This is a genomic window from Peribacillus sp. NPDC097224 (genome assembly GCF_044761985.1).
Classification (GTDB): domain Bacteria; phylum Bacillota; class Bacilli; order Bacillales; family DSM-1321; genus Peribacillus.
Map to the genome: position 1 here is coordinate 639796 of NZ_JBIWDK010000001.1, position 25186 is coordinate 664981.

A 25186-nucleotide genomic window follows, 5' to 3' on the forward strand; every position below is an offset into this window, starting at 1 on the left:
TAAGGAGGAAGGTAATGATGGCATTAGCAAAGAATGTAGTACTGCTCGGAGTCGGAGTTGCCGGAGTCTCGTTTTTATCTAAAACGAACCGAGGGAAAGCGAAAAATGTATGGTCCAGTGCAAAAACGAAGGCAATGAGTTTTTGGAATAAACGACAATCGGTAGATCCCTTAATTGAAAAGGCAGGACATCCTGACCCATATGATCACGAAGACAATAAAATGGTGGATGAAGGCGCTATGTATAGCGTAAATTACTATAATACTGTGAAGCACACTTAAATGAAACACCATCGCTTGGGAAATATCCCAAGCGATTTTTTTATGAAATGATTTTTTTAGAAAGTTAACCAATTATAGCGCTTAAGAAACTAGTCAGCATTTTCATATGTTGTGAAAAGAGCTTGGGGAATTATTTATTGTGCTTTAGAAGATTTAGGATTAAGATAAAGGAATTGAAAGGATGTGATACGAGTGGGCATCAGTTCTTATGACGACCCTGAACCCAGTAAGCAAGAGGAAGCCGATATGATGCTAGACGTCGAGACTGTTATTCTCCATGAGTATCTACTCGAAGATGGTAAATTGAGCTTTCTCTAAGAAAGAGGAGGTCGTTTGAATGATTGAGATATACAAGACGAATGAAAGCCGCATGCTGAACGTAACCGATGAAATGACGAAAGGTTCATGGGTGAACATAGTGGCACCGACAGAAGATGAAATACAATATATTTGCTCCACTTTGCAAGTACCGATTAACTTCATGAAAGATCCATTAGATGATGAGGAACGGCCTCGTATAGAGAAAGAGGATGATCATTTACTGATTATCGTCGATTTCCCTTATTTGACAAAGGATGAAGCGGACTTGCCCATTTTTGAAACGATACCAATCGGCATGATTTTTACGAATGATTGTTTCATTACGGTATCTCTCAAAGATTCACCCATTTTAACCAATTTTAAAAATAATAAAATCAAAGGTTTTTACTCTAATAAGAAAACAAGATTTGCCCTGCAGATATTATTTGAAATCTCGTCCTATTATTTACGTTATCTTAAGCAAATCAACAAGATGACTAATGAAGCCGAACGAGAACTGCATCAGTCCATGAAAAATAAAGAACTGTACACCTTCTTGGCATTGGAAAAAAGTCTGGTTTACTTCACGACATCCTTGAAGTCAAACAAGGTTGTTCTCGACAAAATCCTCCGTTTTAATTACTTGAAAATGTATGAAGAAGATAAAGAATTATTAGAGGATGTAATCATTGAAAATGGCCAGGCGATTGAAATGGCAGAAGTGTACCTATCAATTTTGAGCGGGATGATGGATGCATTCGCATCCATTATATCCAATAACGTCAATAATGCCATGAAGTTCCTTACATCGGTTACGATTATACTAACGCTCCCGACTATGGTGGCAAGTTTCTATGGAATGAATGTGAATCTACCATTTGAGCATAACCCATATGCTTTTATCTTCACTTTATTAATTGCTATCAGTCTGGCAGGCACAACAGCCTTTATATTTTGGAAAAAGAAATATTTTTAAAACAACCGGCTTTCTAGTGAAGCCGGTTTTGTTATGAAGAAAAAGCATTCATGAATTCGCGAAACAAGGGGAACTTTAAACGTAAGAGAGGTGAATGCGATGACTGAATGGAATGAACAGGCAGCTCCCAATAATAATCTAAAGACTAGTGATATGAAACCGAAGCGAGCTGTGGGAGGAAAATCAAAGGCAGGGACAAATGGTGATGAACCATTAAAAAATGAGCAAATACAAGAAGAAATCCTTAAACAAAATTTATGAAGAATGAGAGACCGATATTAGGTCTCTTCCTGTCTTTAAGGAAAATAAGGACCATACATAAATTGCCCAAGGAAAGGAAATCATTAAACGTAGAGGAGGTGTGTGAAGATGTCAAAAATCGGTGTTGAAGAATCATTAACGAATATCCAAGAAGCACTCCGCGATAAAGGTTTTGATGTAGTTGAAATCAAGCAAGAAGCAGATGCGAAGAACTTGGATTGTTGTGTTGTAACAGGTTTGGAAACGAACGTAATGGGAATCAGCGATACTTCCATCAAAGCTTCCATTATAGATGCAGACGGTTTAACGGCTGATGAAGTATGCCGTCAGGTAGAAAACAAAATGAACTCCATCCAATAAGTAAAGAGTGCCTATCCTTGAATCGTGGTTAGGCACTCTTTTTACATTAACGTGGAGCGATGGAAATGTCCGGTTCTACCTCTACTTCCACGTTGCCTTTGATGGCACGCGATATCATACAAGAGGCCTCCGATTTATCCACAAGTTTTCGGGCTTTTTCCAAGTCCTTATCCGTAGCTTCATCAGTTAAAACAAGAGATGGTCGATGAATGATTTTCTTGTATGTGAATACCCCATTCGTAACATCCACAAAGGCTTCGGATTCCATCGTCAAACTGGCCTTTTCAATATGGCTTCTTTCAAGCATGGCCGCAAGCGTAATAATATAGCAAGTAGATGCTGCACCGAGCAGCATTTCATCTGGGTTGGTCCCAATCCCCGGACCATCCATTTCCGGAGGCACACTAATTTCCGTTTGTAGATTACCTGCCTGTATCGTACCACTGCCATTTCTTCCACCAGGCCAATTCGCGCGTAAATGAAAATGATGTAATGTCATAAGTCTCCCCCCTTACATTTCTTTAGTTTAAACCTTATTGGAGGATTTTGCTCGTGTAGAGTATGCACCATCCATAAGCTGTTGAAAATGATAATTCCAAACAGGCTGGGGCATGAGACTATTTTAAGCACAATATCGTATAGGCTTTTCTATAATAATATAGATTGTAAAAGAAATGATTTTATAATGAAGGGGCTGGGGAGTTGACTACATTGGATCTATTCGACTTGACGAATAAAACGGCTATTGTAACAGGAGGCGGGAGAGGTCTCGGAAAACAAATAGCGTTGGCACTGGCTATGGCAGGTGCAAATATTGTAATTGCTTCACGGAAACTTTCTGTATGTGAAGAAACTTGTAAATACTTACATTCAATGGGTACGAAGGCGTTGGCCATTGAATGTGATATTACGAACAAAAGCGATATTGATTCAGTTGTAAAAGAAACAATGGATCATTTCGGTAGCATTGACATTCTTGTCAATAATAGCGGGACCTCATGGTCTGGTCCGTTAGAAGATATTCCCGAGGATAAATGGGAAAAGGTAATGAACGTTAATGTTACAGGTACATTCTTGTTTTCACAGGCCGTAGCAAAAATCATGATGGCACAAAAATCTGGGAAAATTATTAATATCGCATCGGTATCAGGGCTTGGAGGCACTCACCCTGAGTTGATGGTGACCATTCCTTATAACACTAGCAAGGGAGCTATCATTACCTTGACAAAAGATCTTGGTGTCAAATTAGCTAAACATGGTATTCAGGTGAATGCGATAGCACCAGGCTTTTTTCCAACTAAGATTACAAAGAAAATCCTTGAAGAATCCGATTATGACATTCTTGGAAAAACTCCGGCACATCGATTTGGTAATGGTGAGGATTTAAAAGGAGCGGCAATACTTTTAGCGTCGAAAGCTTCAGACTATATAGTGGGGCATGTTCTGATCGTTGATGGAGGCATCGCCGCTACAATCTAAACAAAGAAGAGGGGAAACATTAATGCCAAAAAAAACAGATTTTTATAAAGGGTTAAAACTCTTGGGCACTCAAAAAGAACAAGAGTTAAATGATAAAATTCGTGAGTTCATTAATAATAGGAGATTTATTGAATCCATCAGCAACAATTCAAAGCAACAGGTTCCGCGTATAAATAAGTTTCAGGAAGCTTCGGAGAGAATGTCCATCATCATGAATTACCCAACCAAACAGGATGTTGCTAATGTAGCCAAATTAGTCATTCAACTTGAGGAAAAAGTAGACAAGGTTGAAGAGCTACTTTTACATCTCACTGAAGGGGAAAAACGATCCAGTAGAAGAAGTTCACGAAATAAAAAAAGGGAAAGTACAGGGCAGGTACGTGATAAAAAGAAGATCAGTGACTTTCTTTTTGATTCCTTATTATCCAACGCCAAGGTACAAGTAAAAGGTTTATGAACATGAAGGAAATGAATAAATCAGGTCGTAAAACTATGGCGACGCCTAAATGGAAACACTTCTTGGATATTCCAAATCAGCCGATGCCGGAAATGGGCACTACACCGAGGGTACGGGTTTGGAACAAGAACAAATCAACATTATGGTATTATCCGCCGATCAAAAAAAAATATAAAGTACCAGTATTTCTCATCTATTCATTGATTAATACACCTGTAATTCTTGATCTAGGACCAGGAAATAGTTTGATAGAAGCTTTTGTTAACGAAGGCTTCGAAGTGTATTTGATTGATTTTGGTAGTCCAGGCTATGAAGACGGAGATACGACGATAGATGATTATATTATAAAATATATCCGGAGTGGGGTACGGCGTGCGCTTCTTCACTCAGGTGCATCGGAAATTTCCATAATGGGCTTTTGCTTGGGTGGGACGATAGCTACGATGTATGCTGCTATTGCAAATGAGCCAATTAGAAACCTGATTCTTTCGGTGACACCCATCGATTTTAGTGATTCGCAAGTATTCGATCAATGGCAGGCCTCGATGAGGGATGGAAGTGCCAATTTTGATGAAGTGCTTGACATCATGAAAGTCATACCTGCCAGTGGGGTGAAAGATGGCATTCGATTAATCACTTCACCTATTTACTTTTCTCCATATTTATCTTTGCTAAATCAAGCGGATAATGAACAATATGTTCAAAACTGGCGTAGGTTCAACGCGTGGACGAATGGTCATGTCCCTTTATCTGGTGCAGTTGCAAAACAACTAACAGATGACCTTATTATCAATAACCGTCTGGTTAAGGGACAATTGAAAGTGAACGGTAAAAAAGCCAAAATGACGAATATTGATGCAAACGTTCTAGTTGTTGCAAGTGAAAACGACCGTTTAGTACCACAGGAAATGATTTCCCCCATAATGAGGCTTCTAAAAAGCAAGGACAAAACCTACAAACTCCTTCAAAGTGGACATGCTTCCAACAACTATGCCGGTAAGCTACCCCAGTATCTTAAAGAGTGGCTTCCTGCGCGATCATCACCCATCAAGAAAGTAAAATAGTACGGAGGAAGGGGTTATATACCATGATAAAGGAAAATAACGAATATAAAGTTACGTCAGTGTTGGGATATTTAGGATTTGCATCGGTCATATTCTCAAGGTTTTTTGCGGAACTTTAATTTAGAACAAATGAGGCTGGCTCACTCATGAACCAGCCTTTCTTTATGGAAAATATTTCACTCTCTCATCAAGCGGAACGATTTCTTTATCCCCTGGTTCAGCAGTTGGTTTTCCGAATGGCATTTGCGCAATTAGTTTCCACTTCCTCGGCAAATCCCATGTTTTTGTAACTTCCTCATCAATTAATGGATTGTAATGCTGGAGGTTGGCTCCAAATCCTTCACCCTCCAAGGCGGTCCAAACCACAAATTGTAACATGCCTGAGGATTGATTGGACCATATAGGGAATTTATCCGCATATGATTTAAATTGTTCCTGAAGATGTTCCACTATTGATTGATCTTCATAAAATAGTACAGTTCCATATCCATTTTTAAAGGAAAGCATTTTGTCTTCTGTTTGTTTAAAGTCTTTTTCATCAACGATTTTGCGGAGGGTTTCTTTGGTGATATCCCAAAACTGATCGTGGCTTTCACCTGTTAGAACGACTACTCTTGCACTTTGAGAATTGAACGCTGTTGGGGAATATTGAACAGCATGATCGATCACTTCCTTAATTCTGCTATTTGGGACAACCGCTTCTTTGCTGATTCCATAATAGGACCGTCTATCTTCAATTGCCTGCCAAAAATCTTTCTTCATGCTACTAACCTCCATTAAATCTACTACATAATTATGGTGCCTCGTAATGGTAGGAATATGTTAAGAAATTAATGGATTCAGGCCAATGGTGTTTACTTTTGGCATTGGTGAGGGTAGGTAAGTGGGGTATAAGCGGCGAGTAAAATCCGTCTTATTCTGCAATTGCAGGCTGACTTTTTGTTTTTCTTCTATATAATAGAATTATAGATAGCTTTCACTCGATCCTCATAGAGACCGCCCGGTGTTTCAACGAATTCTACAGGTTCGGCGTAGTTTTCATGGTCGTAGGGATTCATTAAGCCTAGGGGTGTTTACAATTGAGACACGGAATCGCTCGCCTAGGCATTTTGTTAGTTTGCGGTGCAACTTTTCTATGGTCCGAGTACATAGGAGATGTTCTTTCGCGAAGAAGAGATCACGAATCATAAAAATAAGTATTTCTGAGTAAGAGTATGAAAATATAAGAGGAATTCAGTCAGGCTTTGGCAATGAGGTGGTCCATTCACACTCTTTGTGGAAGTGATCATGGCTATTCTTTGATCTGAGCACTAATGATAATTGAGAGGGGATAAAAAATGATTTCAATAAATCCTGAAAGCTTAAGTGAGCGGGAAAATTATAAATTTCTGACGGGGAGTATAATTCCAAGACCCATTGCTCTTATTACGACACAATCAGAAACTGGCATAATAAATGCAGCACCTTTTAGTTTTTTCAATATAGTCAGTTCCAATCCTCCCATGCTTTCTGTTTCTGTTCAAAGAAAAAAAGGAGTCCAAAAGGATACCGCCCGAAATGCGATTAAAAGTGGGGAATTCATCGTTCATATCACAGATGAGGACATTGTTGAAGATGTTAACCAAACGGCGGCAGAGCTCCGACCTGAAGAGAGTGAATTAACTCTCACTAAATTTACCACTGTTGCTAGTGATAAAGTGGCAGTGCCTGGCTTGAAAGAAGCAAAAGTGCGTTTTGAATGTAAATTGGAACGAGCTATTCCTTTAGCGGGTTCAGTGGACGATCCAGGCTGTGATTTATTAATAGGTAGAGTAGTCTGCTATCATATCAACCAAGGCATCTATCATGAAGGAAGAATCGACCAGAATGGCCTTAAGCCGGTAGCTCGTTTGGCTGGACAAACTTATACGAAACTTGGGGAGTTATTTGAACTACAACGTCCTTGATTCCCCCTCGACCCTTAATTTGACAAATGGCGATATCTATCAATAGATATCGTCCTTTTTCATAGAGAAGATTTCTTATGAATTAGGTAACCATTTCAGGTGGCATGGCTCATTTTTTCAAGTACATTCTGGATTTAAAGTGGTTCTAATAATGTATGGAAGGCATAGGGTTTGATGATGTAGTAAAATATGTAAGGGGGACCCCCAGTGACAGAAGGATTACATAGTATTGACTTATCCGTACCTATTGAGAAAGTTTGGGCATTTGTCAGTGATATTGAACAATGGGCACCGCTAGTGCCAGGCTATATCAAGCACGAACTATTAAATGAACGCACCCTTATTTGGGAGTTTAAGAGTGATCTCGGTTTAATGAAAAAGAAAATCAAGTTGGCAGTTGAGATAATGGAATGGCAAGTACCAAATAAGATCACGTTCAATCTTCAGGGAATAAACGAGAAGTTTGATGGATATGGTTACTTTTTGGCTGAAAGTGTAGAAATGAAGCGAACAAAGATGACTGGGTGCTTAGATATTACAGCAAAAGGAGCAAAGGCCCCTATTATCAACGCATTAATGAAATCCCATGTCCCACAAATGACGGTTGAATTTGCTGAAACCATTGCTCAAAGGGTTCAATTGCAAAAAAGGTGATTTGGTACATTGGCTAAAACATCTCTCATGGGGTATAAGATGTAAAATACGTTTAAACTCTGGGAAAAGGGATGAACATAGTAATAAGCACGTGGTAAGATAAAGGATGTAAAGTGAAATAGGAGGTAAACCTCACATGGAATATGAAAAGCAAATGAAGAACCGTGTTAAACGGATAGAGGGTCAACTACGGGGTATCTTGAAAATGATGGAAGATAATAAGGATTGTAGGGAGGTAATCACCCAATTGTCTGCTACAAGATCTGCCATAGATCGGACGATAGGTGTAATTGTAAGCTCCAATCTTGTAGAGTGTGTACGCGAAGCAAACGAGTCTGGAGACAAGAACCCTGATGATCTTGTTAAAGAAGCAGTTAATTTGTTGGTGAAAAGTCGCTGATGATTAAAGATTCTTCTTACTTTTACATGGTAGAGGCAAATCATAATATGGGTAGAGTATTACGTAGGTATCATCAATTTTCATTAATGGATTGGATCCAGCACCGCTTATATAGGGAAGCTGGATTTTTTATTTGAAATCTCGGGAAATGCAACTACATCTTGGCCAGTTAGAGCACGATATCGCTTTGTTATAAAAGGATTTGCGTGTTATTCTTAAAGGGATAAAAATTATGTGAGGGAATTGCCATGGAAATAACGCAAATTACATCCGTATTATTCGGTCTCATTCTTATTTTAAATATATTATTTGCCACGGTCGTAATATTTTTTGAAAGAAAAGAAGCAAGCAACACATGGGCCTGGCTGTTAGTCTTGTATTTCCTTCCCGTTGTTGGTTTTATTTTATATCTCCTTTTCGGGACGAGTTTGAGACATGCCCACTTGTTTCAGTGGGAGGACAAAAAGAAGATCGGGATTGAGGAAATCCTAAAAAAACAAATGATTGACCTTAGCACAGACGATTTTCCATATCGTAATAATTCATCGAGCCATTATCGTGATTTGATCTATATGCACCTTCGATATAATGATGCCGTATTAACGGAAGATAATCAGGTTGATATTTTTACGGACGGAAGAGAAAAGTTCGAACAACTTTTTAAGGATATTGAAGCGGCTGAAAATCATATACATATTCAATATTACATTATCCAAAGAGATGTTCTGGGCAAGCGGTTCATCGAGGCTTTGACCAGAAAAGCCAATGAAGGAGTGAAGGTCCGCTTATTATATGATGAATTGGGATCGAGGAAATTGACAAAAGGCTTTTTTAAGGAGTTTAGACAAGCAGGTGGGCGAGTGGAAGCGTTCTTTCCATCTAAGTTGAAATTCATAAATTTACGCTTGAATTTTCGAAATCATCGTAAACTCGTCATTATTGATGGGGAAGTCGGTTATGTTGGCGGCTTTAATGTAGGAGATGAATATTTAGGGTTGAATCCCAAATTTGGATATTGGCGTGATACACACCTTCGAATCAAGGGCCCTGCAGTTAAAGCCATCCAAACCCGTTTCATTCTGGATTGGAATCAAGCATCGAAGCATCATGACATAACCTATCAACCGCATTATTTTCCGACCCCTGTTTATCAAGGTACTACCGATTTGCAAATTGTAACCAGCGGACCCGATTCGGAATGGGAACAAATAAAGAATGGCTATATTAAATTAATTTCTTCAGCGAGACATTCAATTCTTATTCAAACTCCTTACTTCATTCCGGACGCAAGCTTATTGGATGCGCTCCGAATTGCAAGTTTATCGGGTATTGATGTAAATATCATGATTCCCAATAAACCTGACCATCTTTTCGTATATTGGGCAACCCTCTATAATGTTGGAGAGTTATTAAAGGCAGGGGCTAAAGTATATATCTATGATAAGGGCTTTATCCATGCAAAAATGATTGTCGTGGATGAAGAAGTTTCTTCGGTCGGGACGGCAAACATCGATGTCCGAAGTTTTAAACTGAATTTTGAAGTGAATGCTTTCATTTATGACGAAGGAATTGCCGAAAAATTGACGAAGATTTTTTATAGAGATATAGAGGTTTCCAAACCGTTAACCATAGAAGAATTTGAAAAACGTTCTAAGTGGATTCGATTTAAGGAGTCCATCGCGAGACTGGTATCACCGATTTTATAATGTGGTGTATCGGATAAAAATACATTTAGAAAAAGGCGGGATATTGCGGTGAAAACTTTTATAATCACAGGGGCCTCAAGAGGTCTAGGAGCAGCTCTAGCAGAGCAGTGCTTGAGCGACGGGAATCATTGTATCTTAATTTCTCGTACCCCACATCCTGAAATGGCTGAAAAAGCAGTTATGGCCGGAGCGAAGCTTAGTTTCATCTATATGGATCTATTCGACGGTTCACAACTTGCGCCATTAATCGATAAGATTTTTACAGAATTGGATGAAGATAGTGATGTTTATTTTATCAATAACGCAGGTGTTATTGATCCAATCAAGACAGTTGGGAATTTAGCACAAGAAAATATAGAACTCAGCCTACGTGTGAACTTCATGGCACCTGTTGTGTTGGCGGATGCATTCATCAAACGTACAAAGGAATGGAAACAAAAAAAGGTGATGGTCAATATTTCATCAGGAGCAGCCAAGAATCCTTATCATGGCTGGGCAGCCTATTGCAGTACAAAAGCGGGTCTTGAAATGTTCACCCGTGTAGCTGGACTAGAACAGGAGAAAGAAACTTATCCGACGACGCTCATATCTTTTTCACCAGGGGTGATGGATACAGGAATGCAAGAAACCATCCGTTCTGCTGATGAAAAGGACTTTTCAGACAGAACTAAATTTCATGACTATAAGGAAAAGGGGCTGTTGAGGAGCCCAGAACTCGTGGCAGAAAAACTGTTGCAATTGTTAGAGGTCAATAAGTTGGAAAATGGGAAGTTTTACGAACTCAATCAATTACTTTGATCTTTATGAATAGGTAGCAAATAAGCTCTAGTAAAAGGGGACCTCCATATAGAAGGTCCCTTTTGCCTTCCTTAGAACCTGATTATCCATGGAATTGTTGAAAAATCAAAGCCTCTCCTCTATGTGTGAAACTAAGCTCCTATTTACATAACAGCGTCTAAGGGTACAAGCTATATCCCTGCTATCCTCATGTTAAAACTAATTAGATGAAATTACACATTTAGGCCATATCAATAGAATACATTAATGATAAAGGTCAAAATGAAAAGTGTAGTGACACTAGTATAACTTTACATTTACTTTTGTGAGGAGTGGAGGGTGAGATGACAATCCAGGTCGTCAAAAGAGGAGATACTTTAGAGGCCATAGCTCAAAAGTACAAGGTTGATTCTGCAAGGATAGTGGAAGTGAATGGTCTGGAAACGACAGCACTGGTTCCTGGTTTAGCCCTATATATCCCCGAGACAGGAGTTAGAAACCGTACATATCTAATCAAACAGAATGACACGCTTTCAGGGATTGCAAAGAGATATATGACGAGCGTATCAGCCATTAAAAAAGCTAATCCGGGTCTATCAGCCATACTTAAGATAGGGGAAAGAATACTCGTTCCTTCCCCCTATAAGAAAAGATTGATTACGATGGGCTTTTCTTTTCCAGTTTCAAGCGGTACAGTGTTTGAAATGCTTGAGGAGAACGGGGATAAGCTAACCTATCTGGCTATTGTAGCCTATTCATTTACGCAGGCAGGCTTTGCCTATATAGAAGGTGACGATTTACCCCTTATAGAGAAATGTGAGCAAAATGGAGTGACACCTTTATTGATGATTCGGAATTTTCAGAACGGGAATTTTGATGCGGACTTGGCGGGTGATGTCCTCACCAGTTCCATTTATCGTAGAAATCTCATCACAAGTATGATGAATTTCGTGAAGGAAAAAGGGTATGGCGGAGTGAGTATGGACCTGGAATTCGTCCCTCCAGGTAAACGGGAGGAATATGTGACTTTTTTACAAGAGCTAAAAGCGGAATTGAACGGACTGATTTTACAAGTTAATGTACATGCGAAAACGGAAGATAATCCAGAAAATCGAATTGTTGGCGGACATGATTATAAGGGCATTGGAAAGGTTGCCGATTTAGTCGCCGTAATGACCATCGATTATGGTTACCCGACCGGCCCCCCAGAACCAATTTCCCCTATTTGGTGGATGACTGAGGTCATCCAGTATGCTATATCTACGATGCCTGCGAATAAATTACAGGTAGCCATTCCTATGTACGGATATGGTTGGCTCGTCCCTAGCAATGAGACGAGCGCGATGTCAGCACAAAATGCCCAAAACTTAGCAATCGCAACAAATTCAGAAATTCGCTTTGATAGGAAAGCCGCCTCTCCTACTTACTCATATACAAAAGAAAACTCAGAACATATCGTTTGGTTTGAAGATATTCGCTCAATAACTGCAAAATATCAAGTGATTGATGCATATGAACTGGCTGGTACCACCTATTGGCATATTGGTTTGCGTTTTCCACAGAATTGGGCATATATACAGGAGAATATTTTGATAATAAAATAGTTATACAGTTTTTTTCGATACGAATAGGGAAACGATGAGAGACAGAAATAATTTATGTAATACCACTCAAAGCATACAGAGTAATGACAGAAGTTTTTAGTAAATCATGCCCATTCATTTGCAACTTGCCATTCCTTTGCTAATATATAAGCATACAGAAAAAATAGGAGTGTTGACTGTGGCTGAAACTCCAGCAGAAACTAAGGAACTGGTTCACTATATTGAACCAAAAGGAGATTATATCTCTTTTTCAGATGAAGAGGATTATATTGCAAGAGGGGTAGAGTGGAAACTGTTCACTGCTCGATCAGTAAAAAAAGAATTACTATATAAAAGTGGAAGCTTTCAAACAAAAGTAAAGTTGGCCGGTTATGAACAATATGGAAATGGTCTGGATACTATTGTTGTCGAATTTGATAATGGCAGGCTTAGCTGTATTCATCCCGCTTATTTAAAGGAAATGCAAAGTTCGAATTTTGGGAAAGAATTATTGAGCGGTCCTGCTGCTCCAGGGTCTTTGACCGAAGTTGTACAGGATGCGAAAGGTAAGGGAACAGAGGACCCTGGAAAGAGCAGCACTGAAGCGCCGAAAGCTACACAAAAAAAGGAAAAGTCAAAGAGTAAAAAGGAACCGGCTAAACCGAAATTGGACTTACCTGCTGAAAAAGTTCATTTTACGGCAACAGTCAAAGAGTTTACAGCCAAAATGAATCATTTTACGGGTGAAGAGGATGAAGTCATCTTATTAGAAAACGTAAAAGTTACCTCGGATCCAGAACTTCTCATTGGGGATGCATGGTGTGGTTATAGCAAAACTTTAAAAAAAGCTGAACTTATAGAAGGCGACGCTCTAGAATTTGACGGAAAAGTCGTAGAGAAGAAATACAATAAGGAAATTCGTTATAAAGTGAACAACCCATCCAAACTGGTTAAAAGCACGGAAGCTTGATTCTATAATCATATTTTTTAAAAAAGTGGTAATAGGCCCTTGGTCTACTACCATTTTTTGTGTTATAAAAGATTCAAAATACGGCGTCGGATGGCCCTTTGTAAGTACAATCCCGTTTTGCTTTTATTATGATTCATTTAAATGGCTTTGGAGATAATACAACTTATGAAATCATAAAAAGTGAAGAGGGTATGCCTGATATGAAAAAATTAATGTTATTGCTTAAGCAGGGCAATAAATCAGCTTTTATTGCAGCCTGTGTTAATAGTATCATCGCCATTTTAAAGGGAATTGCCTATTTTATGACCGGAAATGTCGCGATGTTCGCCGAAACACTCCATTCTTTGGGGGATGCTGCCAATCAGTTTTTCGTTTTCATTGGTTCTGCCTTAAGTAAAAAGGCACCGACAGAGCGCTTCCCGGAAGGCTTTGGCCGTTTGGTGAACCTGGTGCTTTTAGGAGCTGTATTGATTGTTGGGATCATGTCTTATGAAACGATAAAGGAAGGCTTCCATCATATTTTGCATCCTACTGAATCAACTGGGATTGTCATTAACTTAACCGTTTTATTCGCAGCGGTTGTCCTTGAATCCTATGTCCTGTTTAAAGCAATGAAAGAAGTGGTTAAAGAAGTGAATATCGAAGCAAAGGGGGCTGCTGCGGTTATAGTTAAAAGCTTTTCGGGTTTAAGGCGTGCAAAACCAGCCACAAAACTGGTGTTTATGGAAGATATGGTAGCGACAGGTGGTGGTCTACTCGCAATCATAGCGATTTTACTGGCGAACTTCACTCCTTTTAGGCAAGCAGAAGGGATAGCTTCTGTATTCATTGGACTCGGAATGTTTTACGTAGTGGGTCGGGTATTCCTTGAAAATGCAGCAGGTGCACTAGGTGAAGCTGACGTTGATATGCGCCTGAAAATCGGAACGATGGTCATGAAAGATCCAGAAGTTCGTGATATTCAGAAACTTGCCGTTATTAAAGAAGGGGAAAACTTTCATGTGGAACTTGAGGTTGAGCTGGATGCGCATATAACGATTGCTGAAGCAGATATGATAAAGGACAGATTGATTGCAGAAATCTTCAAAGAAAGAGGAGTCACGGATGTCATTATAGAGTTCGATGAAAATGACGGTGTTGCAAATTGGCAGGAAAAGATTCATTCCAAAGTGAAGGAAGAGAAAAAGAAGAGATGAGCAAATTTTTGAGTAAGTAAGATGAGATCTTTTACCTATACAATCAGATTTCTTCCTTGGAACAGCAAGATACAGTATGCTATAGGTATCTACATAGAAAAGAGAAAGGGTGTTTATTCATGGATAACATAGACATACGATTAGTTGCACTCGATATGGATGGGACGCTTTTAAATGAAAAAGGGGAGATTTCAGAAGAAAATCGACGTACGATTAAAGAAGCAGAACAGCGGGGAGTTCATGTAATTTTGAGTACGGGAAGATCCTTTGCTACATGTAATGACTTTGCCAAGTCCATGGAACTTCAATCATACTTAATAACGGTCAATGGCAGTGAAATATACAATAACGATGGTGAATTGGTGGAAAGGCATATTGTCGATAGCGAATATGTACAATGGATGTGGGAATTAAGCCAAAAGCATGGAACCCATTTCTGGGCAACCAGCTGTGATCGTGTCTACCGGGCTGAGATGCCCGAAAAAATTAATGAATCACAATGGCTTAAATTTGGATTCGATACCAAGGACGATGCCATCCGTCAACTGATTATGGAAGAGCTTAGGACAAAAGAGAATCTTGAAATCAGTAATTCCAGCCCAACGAATATTGAAGTGAATGCTCATGGCGTAAATAAGGCAAAGGCAATTGAACGTGTTTGTTCAATGCTCGATCTTACTATGGACCAAGTCATGGCAGTAGGGGATAGTCTAAATGACCTTGCCATGATTCGAGAAGCAAAAATAGGAGTAGCTATGGGGAATGCCCAACAAATCGTTAAGGAAGAATCCGATTGGGTGACCTCGACCAATCAGGAAGATGGAGTGGCAAAAGCGATACGTAAATGGGTACTTTCTTAATAATGAAAACGATGCTGTATGTGGAATCGCCTTCCATATGCAGTTTTTTTCTACACGTTAAAATGGACAATTATTTCTTGAAAATTTTGTATTTTAGAAGTATGATACTCTTGTAGTGTAATATTTTGGTAATATATTAACATTGGGAGGTTATAATGATGAGCAAATCTATTCCTGAGCACTGGTGGAGTCAACTTTCTTTACCGGTCATATCTGCACCCATGTTTTTAATTTCTGGTCCGGATTTAGTAAAAGAGTGTTGTTTGAATGGGGTAATAGGCTCGTTTCCAGCTCCGAATGCAAGGCCTATCGAAGTCTTGGACCAATGGATGGGTGATATTAATGATACACTCATTTCGGCAAGGGACAAGGATCCAAACAGCAAAATCGCGCCGTGGGCGATGAACATGATAGTCCATAAATCCTATAGTCGCCTAGAGGAAGAATTGGAATTGGTCAAAAAGCATCAGCCTCCCATCATCATAACTTCACTCGGATCGCCAAGACATGTTGTGGATGTTGTACATAGCTATGGAGGCCTGGTTTTTTCTGATGTCAGCAGTGTGGATTTTGCAAAAAAAGCCGCTGAATCCGGCGTGGATGGTTTAATCCTTGTAGCATCAGGTGCAGGAGGACATGCAGGTGAAATAAATAGCTTTGCTTTTGTGGACAGTGTCAGGACATTCTGGGATGGAATCATTCTACTCGCCGGATCAATTAGTACGGGTCATAGTATATTGGCCGCCCAGGCTGCAGGAGCTGACTTGGCTTACATGGGCACCCGTTTTATCGTGGCAAAAGAGAGCATGGCGAATGACCAATACCGTCAAATGCTTGTAGAGTCTAATCAAGATGATATTATTTTGACTGATGCATTTTCAGGTGTTAACTGCAATATGCTTAAACCAAGTATTAGAAAAGAAGGATTGGATCCAGAGCAATTAGCCAAAAAAGAAAAAGTCGATTTTGATAGCATGTCAAAATCATCGGAATCTAAAGCATGGCGTGATATCTGGTCTGCAGGTCATGGTGTCGGCGCCATAAAGCAGATTGATACAACAGCTGGTATTATCAAGCAACTCGAAAATGAGTATCGTGATTCCCTTGGAAGATTAACCGAACAGGCCGGAAAAATAAAAGGAATCATATCTAGATGAATTGAAAGCGCTTTAGCTGATTTGTGAAAGTTGTAGAGGGTCCATACTGGGCCCTCTATTTTAATTGGACATGATCCTATTGCATGAATTTGGTAGTGATTTGGAATGGATAATTTCCGAGCATTATATACAATTCTGATGATAGCTGAATAACGCAAAGCCCAAAATCCTATCCATGACCACATTCAGGAAAATCGTTATCATTTTGAATTCTAACGATTAAAAGGTTGAAAAATAACATAAGAAATGGTATATTACTCGCAGATAATGACCGAATGAATGAATTGGTCAGTACTTCTTGGAGGAGGATTTGAAAATCATGTTTAAATCGTTAAAGGGTGAATTTTTGGCGATTATAAAGAATCCTATAATACTAATCTCAATCATAGGGATCATCAGTATTCCCCTTCTTTATAGCGGAACGTTTTTGTGGGCATTTTGGGATCCATACGGAAAGGTTGACCAACTGCCGGTCGCCATTGTCAATAATGACGTTGGGGCTGAATTTAATGAAGAGGAACTCACCATTGGAAAAGATTTAGTGGGAGAGTTGAAGGAAAAGAAAGACTTTGATTGGCATTTTGTTAGTCAAAAAGAAGCGGATCAAGGACTGAAAAATCTGGACTATTATATGAAAATAGAAATTCCAGAGGATTTCTCTAAGAATGCAACCACTTTGCAAGATGATGAACCGGAAAAATTGGATTTGATTTACACATCTAATGAAGGCTATAACTACATTTCCACTAAGATTGGTGATGCCGCATCCGAAAAAATCAAGGCTGAGGTTTCTTCAGCAGTTACGAAAACTTATGCGGAGTCGATGTTCGATAGTTTGCAAGATGTTGCCAGCGGCCTTAAAGATGCTAGCGATGGAGCAGGTGAGCTGAAGGATGGTACGGATAGTGTGAAAGACGGAACAAAAGAACTAGGTACCGGAATTAACTCTGCCAAAGAAGGCGCAGAGAAAGTGGATGAAGGAATTAGTTCTGTTCAGTCAGGATCGGTTGAAATCCAAAATAACCTTGAAAAGTTGGCCGAAAAATCGGTGACCTTCTCGAATGGTGTCGGTTCAGCAGCGAGTGGCTCAAAAGAGCTAAACCAAGGATTACAGCAATTCAGTTCTGGTTTCGGGCAAATGAAAGCAGGACAAACGGAACTTTTAGAGGGAGCAAAGAAATCTGAAGCAGGAACGGGTACGTTAGCAACAGGGTTGCAACAATCCTTGGAAGGTTTCAATCAGATTGAAGGAAAACTTCCAACTCTGTCTGAAGGAGCTAATGGTGTAGCGGCGGGTGCAAGTCAACTTTCATCTTCATTGAACGATTGGAGTGCTGCTGCCAGTGAAGCAAAAACAGGTGCGGCTCAAGTTTCTGCGGGGCTCGATGAAGTTATTTCCGGATTGAAACAACAATCTCAGGCTTCGGAAGACCCAGCTGAAAAAGCGCGTTTGGAAGGTCTTATTACATCATTGACTAAAATTAATGAGGGAAGCAAGGGAGTTTCCGAGGGAGTAGGTAAACTTTCAGCTAGTGCTTCTGAAATTTCCAAAGGCAGTACAAGTCTTAGCGATGGTGCCAGTCAAGTTGGAAAAGGAACGGACGCGCTTAGTGATGGTTTCAGCCAATTGTCCGAAGCACAAGGAAAACTGGCTAGTGGAGCAAGTGAACTAGAAAGTGGACAGGGACAATTGGTAGCCGGTTTAACGACATTCGGTGAAAGCATAGATACGGCTCAGAATGGACTTGGTCAATTAACGGAAGGCAGCAATAATTTGGTCACGGGACTTGACCAATTAGAAGATGGTTCCAAGCAATTATCTAGTGGAACTTCCCAACTTTCAGAAGGATCGAAAAGTCTGGTTGCTGGAACAGATAAATTGAAAGACGGATCATCGAGCCTGACCAATGGAATGGGAGAATTGGCCAATGGAGCCATTAAGCTTGAAGATGGCGTTGCCAAACTCTCGGATGGATCAAAAGAATTACATGATGAGTTGAAAGATGGAGCGGAGGATGCAAGTGACATCAAAGCGGATGATGATGTCTATGATATGTTTGCAAGTCCGGTTAAAGTCGATAAAATGCCAATAAATAATGTACCGAATTATGGTACAAGTTTTGCACCATATTTGGTTTCATTGAGCTTGTTTATTGGAGCAATCGTATTGACGATTATTTTCCCGTTGAGGGATCCAGCCGTCATTCCTAAAAATGGGTTCGGTTGGTTTATCAGTAAATATAGTGTCATGGCTCTAGTCGGGCTAGGTCAAGCCATTTTGGTGGATACGATATTGATATTAGGCTTAGAAATTGAAGTTACAAGCATCCCGCTATTCTTCATGATTAGCATTATGGCCAGCTTCACTTTTATGGCGATCATCCAGTTCCTAGGTGCAGCTTTCGATAACCCGGGGCGTTTTATAGCCTTGCTTATTTTGATTCTTCAGCTGACTAGTAGCGGGGGGACTTTCCCGAATGAATTGGTGCCTAATTTCTTGCAACACTTTACACCATTCTTACCGATGACTTATTCAATTAATGCTTTTAGAGCGGTTATCTCCACAGGCGATTATGGTTTCATGTGGCATAATCTTGGCACTTTGGCGATTTTCTTGGTAGTGGCTTTGATTCTATCTATCGTTTACTACAGCTTAAGGTTCAAAAAGCAAAAAAATGCATTAGCTAAAGAAGAAGAGTTAGCGGTATAAGGGAAGGCGGACTCAATCTGAGTCCGCTATTTTTTTGAATGGGTGTAGGTGATAACAACGACAATATGGTGAGCCAGTCTCATTCGTTATATCGTTTTAAAGAGTGTTGGCTTTTTTTGCAGAACGGAATACACGTGGAAAAGCAGGAAAATTCACTGGGGATTTTCCTGCTTTTTTTATACATGAGATTTTTGAGAAGAAGGCGAATATTTTCTCATTGGTTTTTTAGCGATAACATCCTTTAAATAAGGAAGGCCTAATGGATTTGATTTTTGCAACAATTGCATTAAGTATGAAATGTCATCCATGGCTCGATGTGTTTGAAAGTTAGTGATGTCATGGGCTTGAAGCAGGGTTAATAGTTTACTATTTAGGAAACCATATTGTTTCCAAGGGACATTTCGCATTGTACAAAACCACTTATGATCATTGATTTCCGGATACATCTGGTAGAGAAAACTGCGGTCAAAGGAGGCGTTATGGGCGAAAATGGAATCGGCACGGTTTATATATGATTTGATTTTTTCATCATGAAAACTTTTCCCCTCTACAGAACTATAGGATATTCCATGAACTCTGTATGCTTGACCGTAATTCCGTTTTGCTTGATATGAGAGTGGTTCTCTTAAAAATGAATCTTGTTCAATTAGACTTAAAATATTTCCAGTCTCGCTGTTATAGGTGAAAAGGATTAAAGCGAGTTCGATAATTTCATCCGATCCCGGTCGCAATCCTGTCGTCTCAACATCCAGAACTAAACCTACTCTATTAGACAATTACTTTTCCTCCAATGTATACTACTATCTGAAATTTTTTATTTAGCGAACGGAGTATAATATCAGCCGTTAAAGACTAGTATAATATAAAAGTTTAAAAAAAGATGCAAACAATGAAAGGAGCCATCTATACATTCAGGGGGATTTTTATTAAAGCCAAAGGGTAAAGAAAAAAATGCAGCGAATAAGCTGCATTTTTTCTTATTTTCCGATGAATTGCTGCGTCCAATAACGGCTGTAGGTTCCGCCTTGAACATATCCAACTCCAATATGCGTATAATTCCCATTCAAAATGTTGGCTTTATGTCCGGGACTATTCATCCATGATTTCATCACTGCAGATGCACTTGTTTGGCCAGCTGCAATATTTTCCCCTGCATATGTATAACCAATACCAAAGGACTTCATCATGTCGAAAGGGGAACCATAGGTAGGACTTGTATGGCTTAAGTAATGATTGTCACGCATATCCCCTGATTTTGTTTTTGCAACATTTGAGAGCTCTTGATCCAATTCCAAGTCTTTCAGTCCAGCTTTTGAACGTTCAGAATTTACTAGGTCAAGAACTTGTTGTTCAACTGAAGAGTTACTTTCGTGGGTTGTTTCATTTTTGGTGGTGGGTATGGAGATAGCCTGGCCAATTTTAATTTGATTAGGATCATCTAAAATAGGATTCGCCATAAGCAAATCGGAAAGGCTGATACTATGTTCAGTAGCAATCTTCGTTAAAGTATCTCCATTATTCACTGTATAGGAATTGGACCCTAAAGCCACAGTTGGGAAAAGTAGCGATAAAGTTAGTACAGACGGTAAAATTATTATCTTCATTGAACTTCCTCCTTTTACAAAATTCAGTAATGAAAATCTAGTATGCTATAAAATTAGGATAACGTAAACTGGTTAATTTTTGAAAAGGGGAAAACCAGGATGAAAGAATTAGCTCTATCTAAAAAGAAAGTAGGTACATACTATCTTGATTTGGATGGCGTAATGGTATAGCTAGTCCATTGTCTCCGTATGATATCCATCAATATTTGTTCGGAAAGAATTATTTTTTTGTTTGCATTTTACCATGATAAGGGTAAAGAAGGATTAGTTTATAAGACTCTATTGTATAGATATAGAACTAAAACAAGTACAAATCGTACATTAATAGGAAGGTGAAGGTAAGGATGGATTTGAAATCCGGAAAGTTATATTGGAATGAGACTTACCATGAAGAAATGAAATATCCAATATTGGAAGAAGACATTATGTGTGACGTTTGCATAGTGGGATCTGGTTCGTCCGGAGCACATTGTGCTTATTTTTTCGCTGAGACGGGACTTAATGTGGTTCTTGTAGATAAGAGGGACTTAAGTACAGGCAGTACGGTGGCTAACACGGGTCTTTTACAATATTCAAATGATAAATCCTTAACTTCTCTGATTCATAGTTTTGGAGAAGAAGCTGGTACTCGACATGTCCAGCTCTGCTTGGAAGCCATACGTACGCTTGAAAAAAAGGTTGTCCCAAGCTTAGCTGATGACTCAGACTTTAAGATTAGAAAGAGTTTGTATTATGCTTCTAATCCAGAGGATGTTTCTATGTTGAAAGAAGAGTATCAGAACCTTCAAAACCGCAACTTTCCAGTAGAATATTATTCGGAAAACGAAATAGGAAAACATTTTTCCTTTTTTAAAGCAGGGGCGCTTGTCACAGGGAATGACGCCGAAATAAATCCCTATAAGCATGCTCATTTATTACTGAAAAAGGCTTATCAACAAGGTGTGCGTATATTTTCCAATACGAAAATCAATGGAAAAATCTTAAAAGATGATCATACGGAGTTAATCACCGATACAGGTCATTCTATCCGTGCACATCATGTTATTTTTGCCACAGGCTATGAAGCCCAAGAAGAAGTGAATGATCCGAATGCTATGATTCTCAGTTCCTATGCCATTGCAACGAATCAGATTGCGAATCTTGCCAAATGGGATGAAGGAATGATGATTTGGGAAACGGCAAGGCCTTATTTATATGCAAGGAAAACGGTTGATAACCGGATCATCATAGGTGGATTAGACGAAAGAACAACCTATTCCGAGAAGAGAGATTCAAAAATCATACATAAGCGGGATGAATTGTTGAGTCAACTTGTCTGTTTATTCCCAGAATTGGAGGGCGTGGTCCAAGCAGATTATTATTGGGGTGCATTCTTTGGTGAGTCACATGATGGTTTACCAACCATTGGGATCTATCCGAATTACCCTAACTGCTATTTCTTAATGGGGTATGGTGGAAATGGTACAGTTTATAGTGTCATTCTCTCACAAATCATTAGAGATTTGATAACAAAGAATTGCCATCCCGATTCAAACCTATACTTAAAGGAAAGGTCTCTTATGAAAGGAACTGTCGGTTAAACAGGAAACACGCCCTAGAGTATAGAATAATAGAGGAAAGGATGATTACTGGGGGTAAAAGGAATGAAGTTTCCTGAATTAGAGACGGATAGGCTGTATTTGATAGAAATAGGTAAGCAGCATGCAGAAAGTCTGTTTGATATCCTTTCAAGGGAAGAGGTAACCCGGTATGGGGGCATTGAAACATTGCTTCGCTTAGAAGAGTCACAGAGGATTATTCATTCTTTTAGAAGCTCATACATTAATGAAAGAGGAATCCAATGGGGAATGGTCTTAAAAGATACAGGAAGGTTCATTGGGACGGTAGGTTTAAATCATTTGAATAAGTCTAATAAAAGGGCAGAAATAGGTTACGAAGTTCACCCTGATTATCGGCGAAAGTACTATACGTGGGAAGCGGTCAGAGAAGTATTGAGATTCTCTTTTCATGAACTTGAGTTGCATCGCATTGCCGCGATGGCTTTTCCGCATAACATGCCTTCGACTAACTTATTGAAAAAAGTTGGATTTCAGGAAGAAGGAACGCTTAGAAATTATCTATATTTTAATAAAGAATCTCAAGATGTCCGGATCTTTTCGTTATTGAATAGTGAATATAGTGCATTGAATTCTGGCTCATTGCCCCCCGCTTTCTATAGGGACTAAAACAGAGAGTTTTGTTTAGTGCATCAGAGAAAATGCCCAATCATGGGCTTTTTTTGTGCCTGATATGTGAACATTTATAGATGAACGTCCAAAGTTCCATCCATTCATCATTTTGTTAGAATCATAAACCATCCAGCCATTTGAATCCAGATTATCCGGGAACTTAGTCCATTTTTAAAGCCGTATATATTTAAAAATGTAGTATAAGGGGTACAAAATAGATTATTTAATTTTGTAATATTTTGAAGGGTTTAGCAAATTATGGTCGAATATAATAATATTATCCTTTTGCGAGGTTTGAAAGGAAGGTGGTTTTAAGCTATTAAACTGCTGTTTTTTGGGTTTTCCGAGGAAAAGGGCAAAACGAGTGTAATCGGTTTGCTGACTAAGTGTAATGATGAACGCTAAACTTCTAACTAATCCTCGCAGAAAATTTCCGGAATGAAATAAGCCGGCAGTTGATAGAGTAGAAATGGGAGGGGCCTGAGCTTGGGTGACTCCACAATTAAATCTTACAGAGGGGGAAATTATTTGAAAAAGTCTAAATTTTCAGTACTATCATTGTTTTTAGCCATGATACTGGTACTGGCCGCGTGTAATGGAGGATCGAAGGAAACTTCGAATGAAAAAGAGGAAGGCACAAATAAATCCACTGAACCAAAGGTGTTAAATCTGAATAACTCATCCGAACCTGGTTCACTACATCCTGCTAAAGCACAAGGAACTCATGATTCTTGGATTCTGAATCATACTTTCGAGGGGTTGACTAAGAAGACCGAGGAAGGCGAAATCGTTCCAGCGGTTGCAGAATCATGGGAGACTAGTGAAGATGGTAAAACTTTGACATTTAAATTAAAAGATGGTTTAAAGTGGTCGAATGGAGATCCCATTACCGCCAATGACTTTGAATATGCATGGAAATATGCTTTGAATCCTGACACTGCGGCTGACTATGCTTACCAACTTTATTATCTTAAAGGGGGAGAAGCGTACAACGCGAAAAAAGGCAAGGAAGAGGATGTTGGTGTAAAGGCTACGGATGATCTTACATTAGAAGTTACATTAGAAGAGCCTACTCCATATTTCTTGGACTTAACATCATTCTATGCATTTTTCCCAATCAATAAAAAAGTCCAAGAAGAAAATCCTGAATGGGCTCAAGAGGGAGAGACGCATGTTTCGAACGGACCATTCAAATTAACAGAATGGAAACATAAAGAGAGCATTAAAATCGAGAAGAACGAAAATTATTATGATAAAGATCAAGTTAAATTGGATGCTGTAAATTTCGCTCTAATTGAAGACGAAAATACAGCATGGCAAATGTATGAGAATGGTGAACTTGACCTGGCATATCCATTACCAGTGGACAAACAAGGCCAGCTGGTTAACTCTGGAGATAAAGAATTCCAAAATGGTCCAGAACTTGCCGTTTACTATTACAACTTAAATACTAAAGTGAAACCATTCAATAATATTAAAGTCAGAAAAGCTTTATCCATGGCCATTGACCGTAAAATGATCACGGATAATGTTACTCAAGGTGGCCAACAGCCAGCCTATGGTATCGTTCCTCCTGGTATTCCTGATGCCACTGGTGATTTCCAGGAAAATACAGGAAACCTTTTTGAAGAAAATGTAGATGAAGCTAAAAAGTTATTAAAAGAGGGCCTTGCAGAAGAGGGTATGAAAAAAATGCCTGATTTCTCCATTTTATTTAACACATTAGATGCCCATAAGAAAATTGCCGAAGCTGTACAAGAAATGTGGCGTAAAAATTTAGGTGTTGAAGTCAAATTGGAAAATGCTGAATTCCAGGTTAAATTAGACCGTGAAAAAGCGGGAGATTTCCAAATTTCACGTGCTGGCTGGGTTGGTGATTATGTCGATCCAATGACATTCATGCTTTGGGAGACTGATGGCGCTTATAATGATGCCGATTGGTCTAACAAGGAATACGACAAGTATCTTAAGGAATCAAAAACTGCATTGAAACCGGAAGATCGCATGCCTATTCTACACAAGGCTGAAAAAGTATTAATTGATGAAATGCCGATTATCCCGATTTACTTCTATACTAAACCATACATGGTTAAATCGAATGTTACAGGAATTTATGCACCAATCAACGAATATCCGAACTTTATTTACGCAGACAAAAAATAAAGGCACGATAGTGATGGGAGGTATGTCCTTATTCGGACATACCCCATTTTTCAG

General features: G+C 39.2%; 26 protein-coding genes. 22 read left to right on the forward strand and 4 right to left on the reverse strand.

Annotation, left to right across the window (positions count from 1 at the left end; all coding sequences use genetic code 11):
* Nucleotides 1-14: 14 nt before the first annotated feature.
* From ACIQXR_RS03190 to ACIQXR_RS03210, 5 genes are all read left to right on the forward strand, one after another.
* Nucleotides 15-281 (forward strand): hypothetical protein, encoded by a 267-nt coding sequence (locus ACIQXR_RS03190; protein ID WP_402988456.1) that lies wholly within the window; start codon nucleotides 15-17, stop codon nucleotides 279-281.
* A gap of 192 nt (nucleotides 282-473) precedes the next feature.
* On the forward strand, nucleotides 474-599 hold the full coding sequence (locus ACIQXR_RS03195) for a hypothetical protein (RefSeq protein WP_402868715.1): 126 nt from the start codon (nucleotides 474-476) through the stop codon (nucleotides 597-599).
* 19 nt (nucleotides 600-618) lie between these two features.
* Nucleotides 619-1557 (forward strand): magnesium transporter CorA family protein, encoded by a 939-nt coding sequence (locus ACIQXR_RS03200; RefSeq protein WP_402868713.1) that lies wholly within the window; start codon nucleotides 619-621, stop codon nucleotides 1555-1557.
* 99 nt (nucleotides 1558-1656) lie between these two features.
* Nucleotides 1657-1818, forward strand: coding sequence for a hypothetical protein (locus ACIQXR_RS03205; protein WP_402868711.1), 162 nt, complete (start codon nucleotides 1657-1659; stop codon nucleotides 1816-1818).
* A 108-nt stretch (nucleotides 1819-1926) separates the two neighbouring features.
* On the forward strand, nucleotides 1927-2178 hold the full coding sequence (locus ACIQXR_RS03210; RefSeq protein ID WP_402868709.1) for a YkuS family protein: 252 nt from the start codon (nucleotides 1927-1929) through the stop codon (nucleotides 2176-2178).
* Nucleotides 2179-2224: 46 nt separating this feature from the next.
* On the opposite strand, the gene ACIQXR_RS03215 is transcribed toward ACIQXR_RS03210, so the two are convergent.
* The gene (locus ACIQXR_RS03215) at nucleotides 2225-2677 is read right to left on the reverse strand and encodes an OsmC family protein (protein WP_402868705.1); all 453 of its coding nucleotides are present in this window, start codon (nucleotides 2675-2677) and stop codon (nucleotides 2225-2227) included.
* Between the two features lie 203 nt (nucleotides 2678-2880).
* On the opposite strand from ACIQXR_RS03215, the gene ACIQXR_RS03220 reads away from it, so the two are divergent.
* From ACIQXR_RS03220 to ACIQXR_RS03230, 3 genes are read left to right on the forward strand one after another with little or no spacing between them, the layout of a single operon-like run.
* Nucleotides 2881-3657, forward strand: coding sequence for an SDR family oxidoreductase (locus ACIQXR_RS03220; RefSeq protein ID WP_402868703.1), 777 nt, complete (start codon nucleotides 2881-2883; stop codon nucleotides 3655-3657).
* 22 nt (nucleotides 3658-3679) lie between these two features.
* Entirely contained in the window at nucleotides 3680-4114 is a 435-nt protein-coding gene (locus ACIQXR_RS03225) for a hypothetical protein (protein WP_402868701.1), read from the forward strand.
* 2 nt (nucleotides 4115-4116) lie between these two features.
* Entirely contained in the window at nucleotides 4117-5178 is a 1062-nt protein-coding gene (locus ACIQXR_RS03230) for an alpha/beta fold hydrolase (RefSeq protein ID WP_403079464.1), read from the forward strand.
* Between the two features lie 162 nt (nucleotides 5179-5340).
* Here ACIQXR_RS03230 and ACIQXR_RS03235 read toward each other — a convergent pair whose 3' ends face one another.
* Nucleotides 5341-5940: a nitroreductase family protein gene (locus tag ACIQXR_RS03235; RefSeq protein WP_402868697.1), complete on the reverse strand. Its 600-nt coding sequence runs from the start codon at nucleotides 5938-5940 to the stop codon at nucleotides 5341-5343.
* Between the two features lie 575 nt (nucleotides 5941-6515).
* Here ACIQXR_RS03235 and ACIQXR_RS03240 point away from each other — a divergent pair.
* The 11 genes from ACIQXR_RS03240 to ACIQXR_RS03290 all read left to right on the forward strand — a co-directional run bounded on the left by ACIQXR_RS03240 (nucleotide 6516) and on the right by ACIQXR_RS03290 (nucleotide 19137).
* Nucleotides 6516-7124: a flavin reductase family protein gene (locus ACIQXR_RS03240; RefSeq protein WP_402868696.1), complete on the forward strand. Its 609-nt coding sequence runs from the start codon at nucleotides 6516-6518 to the stop codon at nucleotides 7122-7124.
* A 207-nt stretch (nucleotides 7125-7331) separates the two neighbouring features.
* Nucleotides 7332-7778, forward strand: a complete 447-nt coding sequence (locus ACIQXR_RS03245) for an SRPBCC family protein (RefSeq protein ID WP_402868694.1) — start codon at nucleotides 7332-7334, stop codon at nucleotides 7776-7778.
* A gap of 136 nt (nucleotides 7779-7914) precedes the next feature.
* On the forward strand, nucleotides 7915-8178 hold the full coding sequence (locus ACIQXR_RS03250) for a metal-sensitive transcriptional regulator (RefSeq protein WP_402868692.1): 264 nt from the start codon (nucleotides 7915-7917) through the stop codon (nucleotides 8176-8178).
* Nucleotides 8179-8426: 248 nt separating this feature from the next.
* Nucleotides 8427-9884 carry a cardiolipin synthase gene (gene cls, locus ACIQXR_RS03255; RefSeq protein ID WP_402868691.1) on the forward strand — a complete coding sequence of 486 codons (1458 nt, stop codon included), beginning with the start codon at nucleotides 8427-8429 and terminating at the stop codon, nucleotides 9882-9884.
* Nucleotides 9885-9932: 48 nt separating this feature from the next.
* Nucleotides 9933-10682, forward strand: a complete 750-nt coding sequence (locus ACIQXR_RS03260) for a (S)-benzoin forming benzil reductase (protein ID WP_402868690.1) — start codon at nucleotides 9933-9935, stop codon at nucleotides 10680-10682.
* Between the two features lie 323 nt (nucleotides 10683-11005).
* The gene (locus tag ACIQXR_RS03265) at nucleotides 11006-12265 is read left to right on the forward strand and encodes a glycoside hydrolase family 18 protein (RefSeq protein WP_402868688.1); all 1260 of its coding nucleotides are present in this window, start codon (nucleotides 11006-11008) and stop codon (nucleotides 12263-12265) included.
* 178 nt (nucleotides 12266-12443) lie between these two features.
* Nucleotides 12444-13214, forward strand: a complete 771-nt coding sequence (locus ACIQXR_RS03270; protein WP_402868686.1) for a hypothetical protein — start codon at nucleotides 12444-12446, stop codon at nucleotides 13212-13214.
* A 200-nt stretch (nucleotides 13215-13414) separates the two neighbouring features.
* Nucleotides 13415-14410, forward strand: coding sequence for a cation diffusion facilitator family transporter (locus tag ACIQXR_RS03275; RefSeq protein ID WP_402868684.1), 996 nt, complete (start codon nucleotides 13415-13417; stop codon nucleotides 14408-14410).
* Nucleotides 14411-14529: 119 nt separating this feature from the next.
* Complete coding sequence (locus ACIQXR_RS03280) at nucleotides 14530-15270, forward strand: Cof-type HAD-IIB family hydrolase (protein WP_402868682.1); 741 nt, start codon at nucleotides 14530-14532, stop codon at nucleotides 15268-15270.
* Between the two features lie 158 nt (nucleotides 15271-15428).
* Complete coding sequence (locus ACIQXR_RS03285) at nucleotides 15429-16427, forward strand: NAD(P)H-dependent flavin oxidoreductase (RefSeq protein ID WP_402868680.1); 999 nt, start codon at nucleotides 15429-15431, stop codon at nucleotides 16425-16427.
* Nucleotides 16428-16746: 319 nt separating this feature from the next.
* Nucleotides 16747-19137 carry a YhgE/Pip family protein gene (locus tag ACIQXR_RS03290; RefSeq protein ID WP_402868678.1) on the forward strand — a complete coding sequence of 797 codons (2391 nt, stop codon included), beginning with the start codon at nucleotides 16747-16749 and terminating at the stop codon, nucleotides 19135-19137.
* Between the two features lie 176 nt (nucleotides 19138-19313).
* Here ACIQXR_RS03290 and ACIQXR_RS03295 read toward each other — a convergent pair whose 3' ends face one another.
* Together ACIQXR_RS03295 and ACIQXR_RS03300 are read right to left on the reverse strand one after the other, a co-directional pair.
* Nucleotides 19314-19913 carry an exonuclease domain-containing protein gene (locus tag ACIQXR_RS03295; RefSeq protein WP_402868676.1) on the reverse strand — a complete coding sequence of 200 codons (600 nt, stop codon included), beginning with the start codon at nucleotides 19911-19913 and terminating at the stop codon, nucleotides 19314-19316.
* A gap of 201 nt (nucleotides 19914-20114) precedes the next feature.
* Nucleotides 20115-20741, reverse strand: coding sequence for a CAP domain-containing protein (locus ACIQXR_RS03300; protein ID WP_402868674.1), 627 nt, complete (start codon nucleotides 20739-20741; stop codon nucleotides 20115-20117).
* A 344-nt stretch (nucleotides 20742-21085) separates the two neighbouring features.
* Here ACIQXR_RS03300 and ACIQXR_RS03305 point away from each other — a divergent pair, with 344 nt between their 5' ends.
* From ACIQXR_RS03305 to ACIQXR_RS03315, 3 genes are all read left to right on the forward strand, one after another.
* Entirely contained in the window at nucleotides 21086-22321 is a 1236-nt protein-coding gene (locus tag ACIQXR_RS03305) for an NAD(P)/FAD-dependent oxidoreductase (protein ID WP_402868672.1), read from the forward strand.
* Nucleotides 22322-22384: 63 nt separating this feature from the next.
* Nucleotides 22385-22966 carry a GNAT family N-acetyltransferase gene (locus ACIQXR_RS03310; protein WP_402868670.1) on the forward strand — a complete coding sequence of 194 codons (582 nt, stop codon included), beginning with the start codon at nucleotides 22385-22387 and terminating at the stop codon, nucleotides 22964-22966.
* A 531-nt stretch (nucleotides 22967-23497) separates the two neighbouring features.
* Nucleotides 23498-25132, forward strand: a complete 1635-nt coding sequence (locus tag ACIQXR_RS03315; RefSeq protein WP_402868668.1) for a peptide ABC transporter substrate-binding protein — start codon at nucleotides 23498-23500, stop codon at nucleotides 25130-25132.
* Nucleotides 25133-25186 lie beyond the last annotated feature (54 nt).